At 42.1% G+C, this 16,146-nt stretch carries 12 protein-coding genes and 2 tRNA genes; 3 read left to right on the top strand and 11 right to left on the bottom strand.

What is annotated here, in order from left to right; all coding sequences use genetic code 11:
• The first annotated feature begins 4 nt into the window (after positions 1–4).
• Together AC1HJP_RS20920 and AC1HJP_RS20915 are read left to right on the top strand one after the other, a co-directional pair.
• Positions 5–80, top strand: a tRNA-Glu gene (locus AC1HJP_RS20920).
• Positions 81–313: 233 nt separating this feature from the next.
• A complete protein-coding gene (locus AC1HJP_RS20915; protein WP_480363430.1) occupies positions 314–1,873 on the top strand; it encodes a methyl-accepting chemotaxis protein in 1,560 nt (519 codons plus the stop codon).
• Positions 1,874–2,187: 314 nt separating this feature from the next.
• Here the strand turns inward: AC1HJP_RS20915 and AC1HJP_RS20910 are convergent, their stop codons facing one another.
• Entirely contained in the window at positions 2,188–3,402 is a 1,215-nt protein-coding gene (locus AC1HJP_RS20910) for an alpha/beta hydrolase-fold protein (protein WP_480363429.1), read from the bottom strand.
• A gap of 221 nt (positions 3,403–3,623) precedes the next feature.
• Here AC1HJP_RS20910 and AC1HJP_RS20905 point away from each other — a divergent pair, with 221 nt between their 5' ends.
• Positions 3,624–5,729, top strand: coding sequence for a winged helix-turn-helix domain-containing protein (locus AC1HJP_RS20905; protein ID WP_480363428.1), 2,106 nt, complete (start codon positions 3,624–3,626; stop codon positions 5,727–5,729).
• A gap of 201 nt (positions 5,730–5,930) precedes the next feature.
• Here the strand turns inward: AC1HJP_RS20905 and AC1HJP_RS20900 are convergent, their stop codons facing one another.
• The 10 genes from AC1HJP_RS20900 to AC1HJP_RS20855 form a co-directional block, all read right to left on the bottom strand.
• Complete coding sequence (locus AC1HJP_RS20900) at positions 5,931–6,281, bottom strand: hypothetical protein (protein WP_480363427.1); 351 nt, start codon at positions 6,279–6,281, stop codon at positions 5,931–5,933.
• A gap of 295 nt (positions 6,282–6,576) precedes the next feature.
• On the bottom strand, positions 6,577–7,209 hold the full coding sequence (gene nth, locus AC1HJP_RS20895) for an endonuclease III (protein ID WP_058030777.1): 633 nt from the start codon (positions 7,207–7,209) through the stop codon (positions 6,577–6,579).
• A 14-nt stretch (positions 7,210–7,223) separates the two neighbouring features.
• Positions 7,224–7,922, bottom strand: a complete 699-nt coding sequence (locus AC1HJP_RS20890; protein WP_480363426.1) for an electron transport complex subunit E — start codon at positions 7,920–7,922, stop codon at positions 7,224–7,226.
• Positions 7,919–8,557 carry an electron transport complex subunit RsxG gene (rsxG, locus tag AC1HJP_RS20885; RefSeq protein WP_480363425.1) on the bottom strand — a complete coding sequence of 213 codons (639 nt, stop codon included), beginning with the start codon at positions 8,555–8,557 and terminating at the stop codon, positions 7,919–7,921. Before rsxG ends, AC1HJP_RS20890 begins: the two co-directional genes overlap by 4 nt.
• Positions 8,554–9,612, bottom strand: a complete 1,059-nt coding sequence (gene rsxD, locus AC1HJP_RS20880) for an electron transport complex subunit RsxD (protein WP_480363424.1) — start codon at positions 9,610–9,612, stop codon at positions 8,554–8,556. Before rsxD ends, rsxG begins: the two co-directional genes overlap by 4 nt.
• Positions 9,609–12,254 carry an electron transport complex subunit RsxC gene (gene rsxC / locus AC1HJP_RS20875; RefSeq protein ID WP_480363423.1) on the bottom strand — a complete coding sequence of 882 codons (2,646 nt, stop codon included), beginning with the start codon at positions 12,252–12,254 and terminating at the stop codon, positions 9,609–9,611. The genes rsxD and rsxC overlap by 4 nt, the downstream gene beginning before the upstream one ends.
• A gap of 8 nt (positions 12,255–12,262) precedes the next feature.
• Entirely contained in the window at positions 12,263–12,817 is a 555-nt protein-coding gene (gene rsxB, locus AC1HJP_RS20870) for an electron transport complex subunit RsxB (protein ID WP_058030772.1), read from the bottom strand.
• Between the two features lie 2 nt (positions 12,818–12,819).
• Complete coding sequence (gene rsxA / locus AC1HJP_RS20865) at positions 12,820–13,401, bottom strand: electron transport complex subunit RsxA (protein ID WP_058030771.1); 582 nt, start codon at positions 13,399–13,401, stop codon at positions 12,820–12,822.
• A gap of 194 nt (positions 13,402–13,595) precedes the next feature.
• A complete protein-coding gene (locus tag AC1HJP_RS20860) occupies positions 13,596–15,539 on the bottom strand; it encodes an EAL domain-containing protein (protein ID WP_480363422.1) in 1,944 nt (647 codons plus the stop codon).
• Between the two features lie 431 nt (positions 15,540–15,970).
• Positions 15,971–16,047: transfer RNA gene (locus AC1HJP_RS20855), tRNA-Asn, on the bottom strand.
• Positions 16,048–16,146: the final 99 nt, after the last annotated feature.

Raw genomic sequence — 16,146 nt, 5'->3', positions numbered from 1 at the left:
CTGCGTCCCCTTCGTCTAGAGGCCTAGGACACCGCCCTTTCACGGCGGTAACAGGGGTTCGAATCCCCTAGGGGACGCCACTCTTCTTGCTTTATTTGTAAAAAACTCCTATTAAATCATCTCTTTTTTTCTCTGAATTAAATTTTAATAAATTATCTATCTATTCTTAGATCGTCTATATTTTATTACTTCAGTACTCCAAATTGATCTCGATCAATTTTTTGCAGCGAAAAGGCTTTCGCGATTTTCTACGAAAAAACTATCATATCTTTTTTAATAAGTGTGAACGACGATGACTAAAGGAAGAAATCAAGTGACCAACAGAGAGTATGATTACCCCAATCATTACAATCTGTTATCTACAACCAATACCAAAGGCCAGATTAAATATGCGAATAAGCAATTTTGCGAAGTCGCTGGATTTGAGCTGCATGAACTAGAAAATAAACCGCATAATATTGTTCGCCACCCGAGCATGCCTAAATCCGCTTTTAAAAATCTATGGGATTATATTGGCAGTGGGCAGTCTTGGATGGGTATGGTGAAAAACCGCTGTAAAAATGGTGATCATTACTGGGTGAATGCCTTTGTTACACCAATAAAAGATACCTCAGGTAAAACCGTTGAGTATCAATCGGTGAGAACCAAACCAGATAGAGCTGTTGTTAATCGGGCTGAGAATATTTATCAAAAGCTTAATTCTGGTAGCTCTGCAGAAAAGCTAACGGCACCATCATGGTCTTTATCTTCGCAGATGATGGCAATTGTGGTCTCATTCTACGTTATTACTATGTTTTTAACGTCGCTACCAGCGCCTTGGAACTATATCTTAGAGACGGTTTTGTTATTAGCAGTCCTCGCAGTAACTCATAGAAAGTTGGCGCCTGTTAGAGCGTTAAGTGAGCAAGCTAAAAAAGTCTATGATAATCCACTAATGCAAAAAATTTACTTAGGGAAAGTAAATGATATTGCAGCAATCGAGTTAGCATTGTTAGCGAGAGAATCGGAGCTGAGGGCGGTGCTAGGTCGAGTAAAAGACGCCAGTTCAACCGTAACTGAGCAAGCCAATGAAACGGTGAAAGAGTGCAACCATAGTGCAGAATTATTGAATAGCCAGCAAATGCAAACCGATGCATTAGCTACCGCCATCAATGAAATGTCAGCAACCATTTCTGAAGTTGCAAGTAATACCAATAATGCAGCTGAACGCTCTGAGGCCGCTTTAGAGTCAGTAAAAATTGGTAATGAAGCCGTCAATGAAAACATGAAAAACAACTATGCGTTGGCAGAAGAATTGACCCAAACTCAGGTTGATATAGAAGATTTGAATGCGCAGACAGTCAATATTGGCAGTGTGGTAGATGTGATCCGAGGGATCTCAGAGCAAACTAACTTATTAGCGCTTAATGCTGCGATTGAAGCCGCAAGAGCTGGAGAGCAGGGAAGAGGGTTTGCAGTGGTGGCTGATGAGGTAAGGGCACTTGCCCAGCGCACTCAAGAGTCGACCAAAGAAATCGATAACATTATTGCTAATTTGCGGACAAGAGCTGAGCGAGCAGTGCAAGCAATTCAAAATGGTGTAAATAAATCAACAGATTGTGTAACCCAAGCCGAAGGTGCGCAGGCGAGTTTAGAAAGTATCAATGCCATAGTGAATGATATTTCAGGCTTGAACTATCAAATTGCTACGGCGACAGAGCAAATGTCGGGTGTATCAAATGAGCTAAATAATAATGCGGTTCATATCTCGCAATTAGCCAACGACTCAATGCAAAGCTCAGATAAAACCATTGCAACTATGTCTAAAACGCAAGAATCGCTTAATGCGCAAGCAGCTTTAGTTGATCAGTTTATTGAAAAGTTTGTGCGATAAAATACAGTCTTTTGTCATTCAATGAAAGTAATTAGAGGGAGCAAGCTCCCTCAAATACCAATCCTCTTAATTAAGCGATCTATTTTGAGGCAAGGAAAATTTGTCGGGAACGCCGCTTACGCGTCCTGCTATCGCTGAGGTACCTACTTCCATGTAGGCAAGGCGGAAATTTTGCTATTTAGTTGTTCTCGGCAATTGCTCCTGCATTGCTCTACCTTCTGCATCCATGCAGTCGTAAATAAGAGATTTCCAACGAAGTTAGCGTCAGTTTTAGTCCCTCAGAATGATTGAGTATTATTGAGGGTTGGTATAGTCTACAGCGCGCATTTTGTTTTGCCGTTTTTCACATAAATTTTTGCTGTTTCGCACTTTTGTTCCGGCAGCTTAGCCATAACATGGGCTCTGAAAGTCTTAATCTTGTTGTTCTCAACATTTTCAGTCAGGCTGACTTTGAGTGCCTTGTCTAAAGTCTGTATAGCTAGGGTATTTTCTCCTTTACCTTCATACAAATAGGCAAGTCTGAAATAGGCATCAGTGCGAGTAGGGTAAGTACTGATAAGTTGTGTGTATATGTTTATGGCATCGGCGTAGCGTTTGTCTGTAATAGCCTTTTCGGCAGCGTATCTGTAAGCTAGATAATCAGGTTTTAAGTTGACCCCATATTGCTTAGAGAGTTGAGCATAGCAAGCATCAATACCTGTTAATCCTTTCGCAGCAAAGTCTGGAGAGCATTTGAATTGTTCAAATAACTCAACATAGGCTCTGTTCTGTCCTACCATTGCTGATGTACTATGATTTTCTTCTTTTATAAACTCTAAATCATAATCGAAGCCTGGACGTGTTTGATTACCTAGTAATTCACGATATTGCTGAAAAGAGCTCAACATATGGCCAGTTTCATCAGCGAGGTTTAAATATAAATAGTTATTTAGGTTTTTCTTTTGTTTATAAAAAGTGTGAGCTTGTTTTAGCACTTTTCCTTTGTGCCACCAAAGGCTTGGGCTAAAAGCAAAATGGGCTTGGAATAACTGAGGTCGTGTTTGTAATGCATAGATTGAGAGCAGTCCACCGAGCGAGTGGCCTGATAACACCTTAAAGCCATTACTACGGTAGCGTTTATTGATATGAGGAATAAGCTCTTTTTCTATAAAGTCCAAGAAATTATCAGCCCCACCAGATACCCCCCACTGGTTATAGCTTTCATCGTAAGTTGGCGTGAAATCACGTGTTCTGTGCGTATTTTTAATGGCGACGATGATCATTTCTTTAGCATGATCAGACTGAGTCAATAGATCTAAAGTACCAGCCGCATGTTTAAAGTTTCTTAGCCCATCCGTCAAATATAAAACAGGGTAGGTTTGCGACTTATTTAGGTGATAAGCATTGGGTAAGTGAATTAATAGCCCGCGATGCTCAGATAAAATAGAGGAATAGATCCCATCTTCTATCGTGGAGCCCCGTTCGGATGCATAAGCACTTAAATTAAATATAAAACATAGAGTAAATATAAAGACGATAACTTTCTTCATTTTAGTTCCTTTAGTTGTACTAATTAACCGGTGTCTAAATTGCTCGGAAAAACTTCGAAAGTAATGAAATTTGCAGGAAAAAAAGGGATGAAAAGAGGATTAATCGTCGCAAGGCAATCAGTTTTTGCTCGATGATTGTTCTGAAGTTTGTTTTTTGTACCTGTTAGATACTGTGATAAAGTGCTGAAATATTAATTTTTATCTATTGATTACAATTGTTTATGCTTAAGTTTGGCGATTTTATTTTTGACAGTCAGCAACAACGTTTGCTCACAACACAAAACACGCAAGTAGAAATCGAGCCCAAACTCATTGCGCTTTTAGAGTTTTTTATCACCCACCCAGAGCAGTTAATTTCAAGGCAAACGCTGCTCGAAACGGTATGGGCTAATACCCTAGTGACAGATAATGCGATTAATAAGTTAGTTGGCAATCTGCGGAAAGCCCTTAATGACGACCCAAAACAGCCAAAATATATACAAACGGTGCCAAAGCGAGGTTACCGATTTATTTGCACTATTTCTGAGTATAAAATTTCGCCTGCTAATGCAGAGTCAATGGTTAATGATAGTCAAGAAAATGAAGCGGCTAACTTTAATCTATATCGTCAGCTCCTAGTTATCTTTTTGGGGTTGTTTTTACTTACTGCTGTATGGCTTGTTTTTAAGCAAAATGACAATGACAAGCTTGCTTATTCAGTGGCATTAACGAGAGAGCAGGGACTAGAATTTTCTCCACGTATGCACCCAGATCAAAACCACTTGTTTTATTTAAGAGCACGTAATGTGTCTGATGATGTTGAACTATGGGTGAAAAATATATATACCGCGTCTGTAAATCGACTATCACTGCCTCATCCTATTAGCGAAATTATTGCTGTTACCGAGCAAGATACACGGAGTGAATTTATTTATTTAGACAAAGGTCAGGGGCGGTGTGATGTTTATCAAGCCCGCTTGAATTATCAGCAAGGTGAGGGTTTTAGTGTCGCTGAGGAAACGATGTTATTTAACTGCCATGATAAAAGAGTCAAAGACATCGCTTATCACGCCCAGAAAAACGTAATTTATTATACTGCTCAGCCTGAAAACTTTTGGCCTAACCATATATATGCTTATGACCTTGATAAAAATGAACATGTTCTACTGAATCAACCAGCACCAAAAGGGTGGGGATATCACCACTTAGATGTGTCACCAGATGGCGAGAAGCTATTGGTTATGAGCACAGGGAGTGATTATAAAACTCAGCTGCTGTCATTCAACTTGATAAGTCACCAAGTCACAGCTGGCAAGCAATTTAATAGGCCTGTTTATGAAGCCATTTGGGCACATGACTCCGAGCAAATCTTTTATTATTCGTCTTCGTCTATGCAGAAGATTATGCAAAGTGACTTTGATGGTGACAACAGTCGAGTTGTGGTTAATGTTTCAGAGCGACTTTCTAAGCGATTAAACCGCATAGCCGATGGGCATTCTCTGCTGTTTAGCACTGAGCAAGATGACTATAATTTGAGGTTACTATCAGATGATGCAACACGTTCGCTGCATAATTCGGCAGTGTTTGATTCATACCCGGCCTTGTTTCGTCAAAGTGATGATTACTTATTTGCTTCAAATCGCAGTGGTGTAATGCAGATCTACTTTGTAGACAGTCATCGAGCACAATCAAAAATATTAACCCAATTTACGTCATCTTATGCCCTGAGTAATATGGCGATTTCACCCGATGATAAACAAGTTTTACTCGCCATCGACAACGATGTCTTCGCGCTCCCACTCCATAAGCTGAAGTCTCAACAACCGCTCGATGTTCTTTCAGATGAAAAAGCTATTTTTACCAGTGATGTACCTGTGATCGCCGTAGATTGGCTTTCAAATGATATGGTTGCAATTACAGCGGTTAAACATGCCAAACCTAATCTGCATATTCGCAATCTAGCAGGAGAACGCATCGATTTACCACAAGGGGAGTGGGCTTATGGCTTATCTGATAATTCGCAAATGGGAAATGCTTACCTCATTGAGCAAGGAAGTCACCGCTTGTATCAAGTGAGGTTAAATACCGCTAGTAAAGACCATCAAATTGAGCCGACCCTTTTGACTCTACCTAATGAGTTCTACTGGGCCAAAATAGATAACCAACACCTTTATTATATGAATGCAGAGGATGAGAGTGAATACTTACATAAAGTGTCTATTAATAGTGAGAAAAGCTTAACAAAAATGAAGGTTAATGCCTTTTCAAGTTATGACGTGAAGCAAGGAAAAGTAATGATCAGTGATAAGGCAAATCGCTCAGGGGATATACATAGAACTTATCATTAAAAAGTCGTGTGCGCTTTTTTAACGTTTTCTTGAGTAGAGCTAAACTCCATGGCTCTACTCATCCGTTTATTGGCTACCACTTTACGCTTAAAATCATCCTGTAGAAAATCAATCGCGTACTTTACAACGGATGACCCCGTTTACTTATGAACTCAAATTTAAACTGTATGCATTAGCCCACAGCTTAAGTTTTGCAAGATTTTATGCCTGTCCCTTTTTATTTCTTCGTATCTTGCTAAAAACCAAGCCAAACGCAGGTCCGTAGAACCCAACAACTAACCCAAGTAGAATTAACTGCCCGGTGACAGTATGTTCATATGATGAACTAGCATAAATAAAGTATGGAATGGCTTGGTAAGTGAATAGTGAAGCAAGTGCAGTAAAGCCACACCATAAATTGTTTTTTACATCGAAAATAAAATAAAAGACAACAAAGAAGCAGTACGCTATGAGCATAGAAGCTTCACCAGTTCCATAAATTAAGGTAAGTTGAGCTCGATCTAATAATAGATAAATAAACAATGCTTGATAAATTCTAATAATATAAATCACTTATAACTTCCTAATGAATTCTTTGCCGAGTATGCTAACTTACAGATCTTACGTGTAGTAGAGACATTCCAAGAATGTCGATGAAGAATTTATCGTAAACTCAACTGGGATTAGAACAAAATTAGTTTCACTCACAGCACCAATTATCTTGATTACTTCATCATAAAGTTGCACAAACAGCTGTTTTTAGGTCTCTTGGAAAAATTTATAGGGTAAATAATTCATAAGATCACATTTTGCAACGTGCATGAAGTGGCTTGAAACCGTCTGTTCCTTGCTCAAAGCATAATTAGTTTTAATCTGTCTTTTCTTTAAACTCACATAAGTCTTCAATAATACATGAGCCGCATTTTGGTTTGCGGGCAACACACACATAACGGCCGTGTAAAATCAGCCAATGATGCACATCGACTTTAAACTCTTTTGGTACCACTTTTTCTAGCTTTTCTTCAACGGCAACCACGTCTTTACCCATGGCAAATTTAGTGCGATTTGAAACGCGATAAATATGGGTGTCGACTGCAATGGTTGGCCAGCCAAACGCGCAGTTTAAAACCACATTTGCGGTTTTGCGACCCACTCCTGGTAGGGCTTCTAATGCTTCACGGTTTTCAGGTACTTCACCGCCATGTTTATCGATGAGGATCTGACACATCTTATAGACGTTATTGGCTTTAGAATTATATAAACCAATGGTTTTAATGTGATCTCTGAGTGATTCTAAGCCAATATCCAAAATACCTTGAGGGGTATTTGCTTTTGGAAATAGTTTTGCTGTTGCTTTATTCACACTCACATCGGTGGCTTGTGCTGACAAGGTGACAGCAACAAGCAACTCAAATGGAGTGGTGAAATCCAATTCCGTTTCTGGGTTTGGATTGTCATCACGTAAACGGGTTAAGATCTCGAGTCTTTTGGTTTTGTTCATTGTTCGTAACCCGTTTAAGTTAAGCTAGTAACACGTGCTCTTGGCGCTTTTTCTGCTTCTTGCGTAGGCTGTGCTTTCGCTTTAATTTGTGCATCAATGACATTTTTAGCGGCAATTAATAAACCCAAACCTAAGAAGGCACCGGGCGGTAAAATAGCCACTAAGAATTGGTTATCAAATTGAAAAACTTCAATACGCAGAACCGTCGCCCAATCGCCTAATAGTAAGTTTGCACCATCAAACAAGGTACCTTGGCCAATTAACTCTCGCATTGCGCCTAGTAGCACCAGCACTACCATAAAACCAAGACCCATCATGACACCATCAAATGCAGATAATAGCGGGGTATTTTTAGAAGCGTAGGCTTCGGCACGACCAATAATGGCGCAGTTGGTTACGATTAATGGAATGAAGATCCCCAGAGCTTGATATAAGCCGAAGGTATAAGCGTTCATTAATAACTGTACTATGGTTACAAACGCGGCGATTATCATGACAAATACAGGAATGCGAATGTCTTTTGGTACAAAATTACGTACCAATGACACAGTGACATTCGAGCCAACCAGTACCAGTAGGGTTGCGATCCCCAAGCCCATAGCATTGGTAATGGTGCTGGTTACAGCAAGTAGTGGGCATAGACCAAGTAGCTGAACAATCGCTGGGTTGTTGGCCCACATGCCATCTTTTATGAGGGTTTTATATTCGCTCATTGTGTTTCTCCTGCGCACAGGTTGTCTTTGGCAAATAAAGCATCAAAGTGTGTTGTTGCGTACCAAGCGGCTTCTCCCACTGAGCCAGTCACTGCTCTAGGCGTAATGGTTGCGCCAGTAAATTGGTCAAACTCGCCACCATCTTTTTTAACCGCGAAACGGCCATCGTCGGCATCGTTGATTTGCATACCATTAAATGTGGTGATCCAATCAGATCTAGAAAGCTCTACCTTATCACCAAGGCCGGGAGTTTCTTCATGACGGGTAACACGTACACCTGTGATTTCGCCACGTTTTGTAACTGCAGTTAAAATGTCGATATTACCGCTATAACCTTTTGGAGTGATATGACGAACAAGTAAAGCCGCGGGTTCACCGTTTAATCTTGCACGATAGATAATGTGCGGGCCTGCTGGGCCAAGCTCTGGCGCGTCACTTTCTACGCAATCAAGATAGAGCTGGTTGTCGTAACGCTCATTTGGAATAACTTGAGACAGTAAAGACATCAATTGCGCTTTTTCTTGCTCTGCGATCCGTGTTTCAGTCAGGCTCTGAACCACAGCTACACTGCCTGTGGTTGCCAATGCAAAAACACACAATATGGCGCCATTTTTATACATAGACTTGGCTATCATTGTGCACCTCCATGACCAAATGTGCGCGGGCGACTGTAGTGATCAATCAATGGTACTGCCATATTCATGAGTAACACAGAGAAGGCTACGGCATCTGGATAACCGCCATAGGTGCGAATGATATATACAAGTACGCCAATGGCTGCACCAAAGATTAAACGGCCTCTATTTGTGGTACAAGCAGAAACCGGATCGGTGGCAATGAAGAATGCCCCTAACATAGTTGCGCCACTGAGTAGGTGGAAAACAAGGCCTGCGTGGCTACCTGGGGCAACGATATAACCCACTGCACTACAAAATGCCAATGCAAAAATGAAGGCGACTGGGATATGCCAGTTAATAATGCCGCGCCAAAGTAAGAAAATACCACCGGCCAGATAAACTAGGTTAACCCACATCCAGCCTTTACCGGCGTAATCGGCAAACATGGCGCTTTGCATCGCTTCAGTGACAGTATAGCCCTGAGAAACAGCTGTTTTTACTGTATCGAGTGGTGTTGCCATAGTGACACCATCAACACCCGCTCTGACTTGCTCTAGGGTTAAACCTGACGTTGTGGTTTGGGTGAAAATTAAAGCAAGTTGATCAATAAAACTTAAAGGAGTCACTAATAGTTCAGAAACTGGCGACCAAGCTGTCATTTGCACCGGGAATGAAATAAGCAATAAGACATAACCTGCCATAGCCGGGTTGAATAAATTAAAGCCTAAACCACCATAAAGCTGTTTCACGATCACGATGGCAAAAAGACAGCCGATGACGATGACCCACCAAGGTGCGAGGGGCGGAATACTGATTGCCAGCAACACACCAGTTAGCCAAGCAGAGCCATCGCTTAATGATGGCCAAATGGCTTTATTACGGATCTTCATAATAGCTGCTTCAAATGCACTGACAGAAATGAGTGCGATGAGTATTTGAATTAAAACAGCTGAGCCAAAAAAGTAGCACTGAGCGATGATCCCGGGCACACACGCAGCGATCACTGTCATCATTAATTTATTCAGTGCTTTATGGCTATGATTGTGGGGCGATGAAGCCATGGTTAATTTCATGACGGTTCATTTCCTTCTTCTGATTCTTGCTTTAATTGTGCTTCTTTAGCTGCTTTCTTTGCTTTTGCTCGGGCGATGGCTGCCGCAACTGCAGCCTTGCGTGGAACTTCTGGCTCGCTACTTTGTTCTGCTTGCTCAGTTTGAGTATCAGTCTCATCACTTTCTTCGCTAGCTGCTAGTTCAGCTTCTTTTGCAGCCTTTTTCGCTTTAGCTCGGGCGATGGCTGCAGCAACAGCCGCTTTACGCGGATCTTCAGGCTCGCTGCTTTGTTTGGCTTGCTCAGTTTGAATATCAGCTTCGACATTGTCTTCGCTAGCCGCAAGCTCTGCCTCTTTAGCTGCCTTTTTCGCTTTTGCACGGGCAATGGCGGCTGCTACTGCTTCTTTGCGCGGATCTTCAGGCTCGCTATCAGCAACAGTTTCATCGCTTTGCTCAGCTTCTTTAGCTGCTTTTTTCGCTTTTGCTCGGGCGATGGCCGCTGCTACAGCTGCTTTGCGCGGATCTTCTGACTCGCTATCAGCTACAGGATCATCGCTTTGCTCAGCTTCTTTCGCTGCTTTTTTCGCTTTTGCTCGGGCGATGGCGGCAGCAACAGCGGCTTTACGTGGATCTTCTGACTCGCTATCAGATACTGAGTCATCGCTTTGCTCTGTTTCTTTAGCTGCTTTCTTTGCTTTTGCACGGGCAATGGCGGCAGCAACTGCTGCTTTACGCGGATCTTCTGTGCTTTCTGTTTCTGCCGGCGCTTCATCTTGCTCTGCGCTTTGCGCTGCTTTCTTTGCTTTTGCACGAGCGATGGCGGCGGCAACAGCTGCTTTACGCGGATCGGTAGATGTATCCGTCTGAGTTGTTTGTTGTTTTGAATTTACATCATCAGCATCGGCTTGTTGTGCGGCCTTTTTTGCTTTCGCACGTGCAATGGCAGCAGCTACAGCAGCCTTATTATCTTTAGGCTTATCGGTACTGTCGTCAGTGGTTTTCTCTGCCTTATATTGGCGAGCTTGCTCTTTACGTTTAGCGCGCTCTAATGCAACAGCACTGTTATCTGGCTCAAGTGACCCATCGGCTGCTTTTTTCGCCTTAGCGCGGGCAATTGCAGCTTCAACAGCTGACTTTTCTGGTGTTTTCTTATTCTTAACACGCTCAAGTGCTTCAGCCACTTTTTCTTTACTTTGTGTTGATTGAGTAGCGCGGCTAGCTGAACGTTTGTGACGGTTTTGACGTTCTTCTTGCTCTCGCTCTAAACGCTCTTTACGGGCTTCGAAACGTTCTTTTGCGCGCTCAGCTTTGATCTGTTCTAGTTTTTGTTCACGGATCTCAGCTTTAGCAACACGGTAATATTGCACCAGTGGAATTTCACTCGGGCACACGTAAGAACACGCACCACATTCAATACAATCAAACAGGTTGTATTCTTCAAGCTTTTGATACTCTTTGCCCTTAGCAAACCATTGTAATTGTTGTGGTAGCAAAGTTTGCGGGCAAGCATCGGCACACGCACTACAGCGAATACAAGCTTTTTCATCGCTTGGCTCGGCTAGCTCTTGGTTGTCAGGTGCCAAAATACAGTTGGTGGTTTTGACCACAGGAATGCGCACTGTTGGTAAGGTGAAGCCCATCATTGGTCCACCCATGATAACGCGCTGTGCAGTAACAGGTTCGAACTTTTGGCTATCGAGTAGGTGCTTAATCTCAGTGCCCATCAGTGCCCAAACATTTTGTGCTTGTTTGATGGTGTTACCGGTTACAGTAACAACACGCTCAATGAGCGGTTTGCCACGAAGCACAGCATCGCTTATCGCAAATAAAGTACCGACGTTTTGCACTAATACGCCAATATCTGCAGGAATGCCCGCACTGGGCACTTCGCGAGAAGTCAGTACTTTGATCAGTTGTTTTTCACCGCCAGAAGGGTATTTGGTTGGCACTGAGCGAACGAAGATTTTATCGTTATGTGCTGAGGCTTTCTGCATCGCAGCAATGGCCTCAGGTTTATTATCTTCAATACCAACTAAAACATATTTTGGAGCAAGTAGGTGTTGCATGATCTCGATGCCTTGCACGATTTGCTCGGCATGTTCACGCATTAACATGTCATCGGCTGTGATATAAGGTTCACATTCAACGCCATTGACAACAAAAAAGTCAATTTCTGCTTGGCTGCTGGCTTTCACATAGGTTGGAAAGCCTGCGCCACCCATACCGGCAATGCCTGCATCATGAATTTTATCGACCAGTTGCTGTTTTGAAATATCTTTGTATTGAGCAAGAGGTTCAAGCTCACACCAAGTGTCTTTACCATCAGGCTCAAGTACGATGCTCGGCTCTGGTAAAGCGGACGGGTGTGCCGATGGTCTATGCTCAATGGCGGTGATGGTGCCTGAAGTAGCGGCATGGATAGGTAAAGACCAATTGCCAGCTGGTTTTGTAAGTGCTTGGCCCTTTAAAACATGATCGCCCACATGGACAAGCAGTTGACCATTGGCACCAATATGCTGCTTTAACGGAATAACCAACTTATCAGGTAAGGGTAACTGGCGAATTGGCAGTTGGTTCGACAATGTTTTTTGTTCTGGTGGGTGAATACCACCAGGAAATTGCCACAGTGCTCCACGTTCAATTTGTTCAAATAACGATTCCACGGCAACCTCTAATCAATCTGAGTGACGTTAATGGCGTTTAACTGCCATTTCCATGTTTGCTTAGTTTCAGCAACAGGGATCATATCAATACAATCAACCGGGCAAGGCTCAACACATAAGTCACAACCGGTACATTCATCTTTTAATACGGTATGCATTTGTCTAGTTGCACCGACAATGGCGTCAACCGGACAAGCTTGAATGCATTTAGTACAACCGATACATTCATCTTCACGAATATATGCCACAGTTTTAACAGGCTCAGCTTCTTCGCCGCCAGCTAAAGGTTTAGGCTCAACGCCCATTAAATCGGCTAACTTTTTAATGGTGGCATCACCACCTGGTGGGCATTTATTAATTTCGTCGCCATTGGCAATGGCTTCAGCGTAAGGGCGGCAGCCAGGGTAACCACATTGGCCACATTGTGTTTGCGGTAAAATAGCATCGACTTGGTCGACAACAGGGCTGCTTTCAACACGATATTTTACTGCGGCGTAACCGAGTATAAGGCCAAAAATCAGCGCCAGTGAACCTAGCGCAATAAGTGCATAAAACAAGGTCATGGTTAAAACTTCACTAATCCAGAAAAGCCCATAAAGGCAAGAGACATTAAGCCGGCGGTGATCATGGCGATTGACGCACCTTTGAACGGCGTTGGTACATCGGCAACTGCAAGACGTTCACGTAGCGCAGCAAATAAAACCAGCACCATAGAAAAACCGACCGCGGCACCAAAACCGAACACGGCTGAACTCATAAAGGTATGCTCATTTTTAATATTAAGTAGGGCAACACCTAATACCGCACAGTTAGTTGTGATAAGCGGTAAGAAAATACCTAGTAAACGATAAAGTGTAGGGCTGGTTTTCTTAACCACCATTTCTGTAAATTGCACCACTACAGCAATAACGAGTATGAAGCTCATGGTGCGTAAGAACTCTAATTCGAGAGGTTGTAGGATATACTCGTTAACAAGGTAACTCGTTACTGAGGCTAGCGTTAGTACAAAAGTGGTGGCCATTGACATACCCACGGCAGTGTCTAATTTACCTGACACGCCCATGAAAGGGCATAAGCCTAAAAATTGTACTAACACGAAATTGTTTACTAATACTGTGCCAATCAGCAACAGAATATATTCAGTCATTATAGCCCCTAACGTTGACGCCTTTTTATTGAGTGCCTAGCGATTGTTAATTTTACCAAGTTTGGCGCTGAATATCACAACAAAAACGGCAGAATTGTTTTGATAAATGGGTATTTTTGTAAAGATTTACGGATATACGCGGCGAAATCAAAAAAGGCCCTGAAAGGGCCTATTTTTAGTGTGGTTTTTTGTTGCTATATTTCTTTGGGTTTCTCTATGTAGTAACCCTGAACACCGTCGAGGCAGAGAGTTTCGACGACGTGCTTTTCTTCTTGGTTTTCGACCCCCTCAGCAAACACACTCACACCAATACGGTGAGCAAGGTCGACCATCAGACGCATAAAGTATTGGTTATTTTTATCTTCCTCAAGACCACGGGTATAACTTGCATCCATCTTGATAAAGTCAGGTTTTAAATCTCTGAAGAACTTAAATGAGGTTAAACCAACACCAAAACGTTCTACGGTGATACGCGCACCAACGCGGTGAACCATATCGATAAAGCGTTTACTGGCTTTTATATTTTGCTGTAAACCAAACTCGCTCACTTCAAAAATCAGTTTCGAAGCAATATTGGCATCTTTTAACAGACGACGCTCTAACCAGATCACAAATTGATCTGAGTGGGCGCTTGACGCAGTTACATTGATACCAAAGAACTTTTCAGTGAAGTTACGGGTTTTTATGAGCTCAAGCGACGTATCTATGATCAATTTATCGATTTCGATGGCCATCTCAAGTTTTTCTGCCATCGCCAAGAAAGACGCTGTTGGCAGCATTTGGTTATCTTCAGTTTTAAAGCGCGCTTGAATTTCGGCATAGGCTTTAACATTTTTACCAATCGGCATAATGTTTTGCATCATTAAGCTGACGCGTTTTGCTTCGATCACATCATGGATAACTTTACGCCAGTTTTGATTGCCAAAACCTGCACCAACATTATTAATAAGGTCAGATTCACGCTGAATGTGCCACGCATTCGCTTGCTTGCTCTGGGCCATGCTCATGGCATTGTCGACCACAGATAATATCTCACCCAATGGTTTGCCAGTTTCGTATGGAACAATACCTGTGTTAGCCACTGAGCTGAGCTCTTGATTCTGTTGGTACTGAGTGAATCTTGCTTGTAAAGTATCACCAAAGTGCTCGGCTTCTTTTGCCGGAATGTTTGGCAAGATAACCGCAAAGTCAGAGCTATTTAAACGGAATGTTTGTCCGCCTGTGTAGGTACCACAAACATGGGTAATAATCTCTGATACTGATTTAATATACTCGTCACCTTTTTGGTAACCACGAGTTTGGTTGATCACTTGCAGTTCACTACAACGGATCATGGCAAGGGTACCAAATGACTTTTTGTTGCTTGATTCAATATGCTGCTCGTAGTACTCCACGAACATATTGCGGTTACCCAGACCGGTAACTACATCTTTATAAGCTTCTTGCTTTATACTTTGTGCGGCACTTTGAATGTCTTCTTGTTTACTCTTTAAGAAATGTGCTAAACGATTAAAAGAAGGCGCAAGCTCTGCACCCAGTGCTTGTACCTTACCTGCATTAAAGTCATTTTCTATGCTGTCTGTAACTTGGTTTTGAGTAATGTACATATCTACCGCATCAGCAACAGTCATACTGACATTGCGATTTAGACGTTTATATATAGCTTTCATATAAAAGACAGGGATAAATGCGAGTAGGGCGGTGATAAGAAACATCATGATGACAGCTTGCTGTAGAAGTTGCGCCTGGCTTTGTGCATTAATAATGAATTCAATTTTAATGTCTTTGGTCACATTCACGGCAAATTGCGGGCGAATAGCATTAATATTCGATTCGATAATTTCAGCTATAAAAGGTAATGGGCTGTGGGTATTAACGTTTAAAACCGTGTCACCATTAAAGTCTCTAACAATGAAGGTTGAAAACACATTACCATTCGCCAGTGCTTGACGAATATGCTGAGGGGTGACCTCTGCCATGGTTTTTTCTTTTATATACTGAGTCACCATTACTTGTGCACTTTGCTGTGCTTTTGAGACTGCTGAATCAAAGCTGGTCGCAAAGAAGAATACGCCAACAAGTGAAAACAGAAGCCAAGAGATCAACTGCACAAATATAAGTTTTTTAAAGCCTGCCATTATTGTGTCTTTCAGTTCTTTTTAGTTTTATTCCAAACTACAAATAATCTAGTCGCGATTAAGCTAGCCTAAATTTTTTGAGCGCATACTTATAGCCAAGATAATACGGTTCTTTATCGTCAGGCTAATTTAATACCAATCCGTAATAACACTTAGTCATTTTGAGGGATTAAACCTGATGTTAGCTACGTTAAAGATTTCTGATTTAGAACAACTAAATAACAAAATCTTTGCCTTGCTACCAACAAAGTTTTCTTGCCTCAAAATAGACCACTTAGTTCAGTGGATTGGTATAAAAATTGAGGAACAATTATCGCAAAATAAGCAAAATTTTAATGATTTAATTTAGCTGAGTCAGCGATTTTAAAGGAAAAAATTAACTGTAGTAGGGTAGTGCAATGTTTAGGAAAAGTCTATGAGAATCTGAATATTGGCTCCCCCTCCCCGACTCGAACGGGGGACCTGCGGATTAACAGTCCGTCGCTCTAACCAACTGAGCTAAGGGGGAACAATATAAAAGGATAGTAGTGTTGGCTCCCCCTCCCCGACTCGAACGGGGGACCTGCGGATTAACAGTCCGTCGCTCTAACCAACTGAGCTAAGGGGG

Source organism: Pseudoalteromonas sp. NFXS53 (assembly GCF_056629255.1).
The sequence above is the reverse complement of the archived record's forward strand: the minus strand, read 5'-3'. Positions and strand labels throughout refer to the sequence as shown.

Bases quoted from the DNA above. Each gene is read 5' to 3' on its own strand.
- AC1HJP_RS20910 (WP_480363429.1), bottom strand. From the start codon at position 3,402: ATGAAGAAAGTTATCGTCTTTATATTTACTCTATGTTTTATATTTAAT.
- AC1HJP_RS20905 (WP_480363428.1), top strand. From the start codon at position 3,624: ATGCTTAAGTTTGGCGATTTTATTTTTGACAGTCAGCAACAACGTTTG.
- nth (WP_058030777.1), bottom strand. From the start codon at position 7,209: ATGAACAAAACCAAAAGACTCGAGATCTTAACCCGTTTACGTGATGAC.
- AC1HJP_RS20890 (WP_480363426.1), bottom strand. From the start codon at position 7,922: ATGAGCGAATATAAAACCCTCATAAAAGATGGCATGTGGGCCAACAAC.
- rsxG (WP_480363425.1), bottom strand. From the start codon at position 8,557: ATGATAGCCAAGTCTATGTATAAAAATGGCGCCATATTGTGTGTTTTT.
- rsxD (WP_480363424.1), bottom strand. From the start codon at position 9,612: ATGAAATTAACCATGGCTTCATCGCCCCACAATCATAGCCATAAAGCA.
- rsxB (WP_058030772.1), bottom strand. From the start codon at position 12,817: ATGACCTTGTTTTATGCACTTATTGCGCTAGGTTCACTGGCGCTGATT.
- rsxA (WP_058030771.1), bottom strand. From the start codon at position 13,401: ATGACTGAATATATTCTGTTGCTGATTGGCACAGTATTAGTAAACAAT.
- AC1HJP_RS20860 (WP_480363422.1), bottom strand. From the start codon at position 15,539: ATGGCAGGCTTTAAAAAACTTATATTTGTGCAGTTGATCTCTTGGCTT.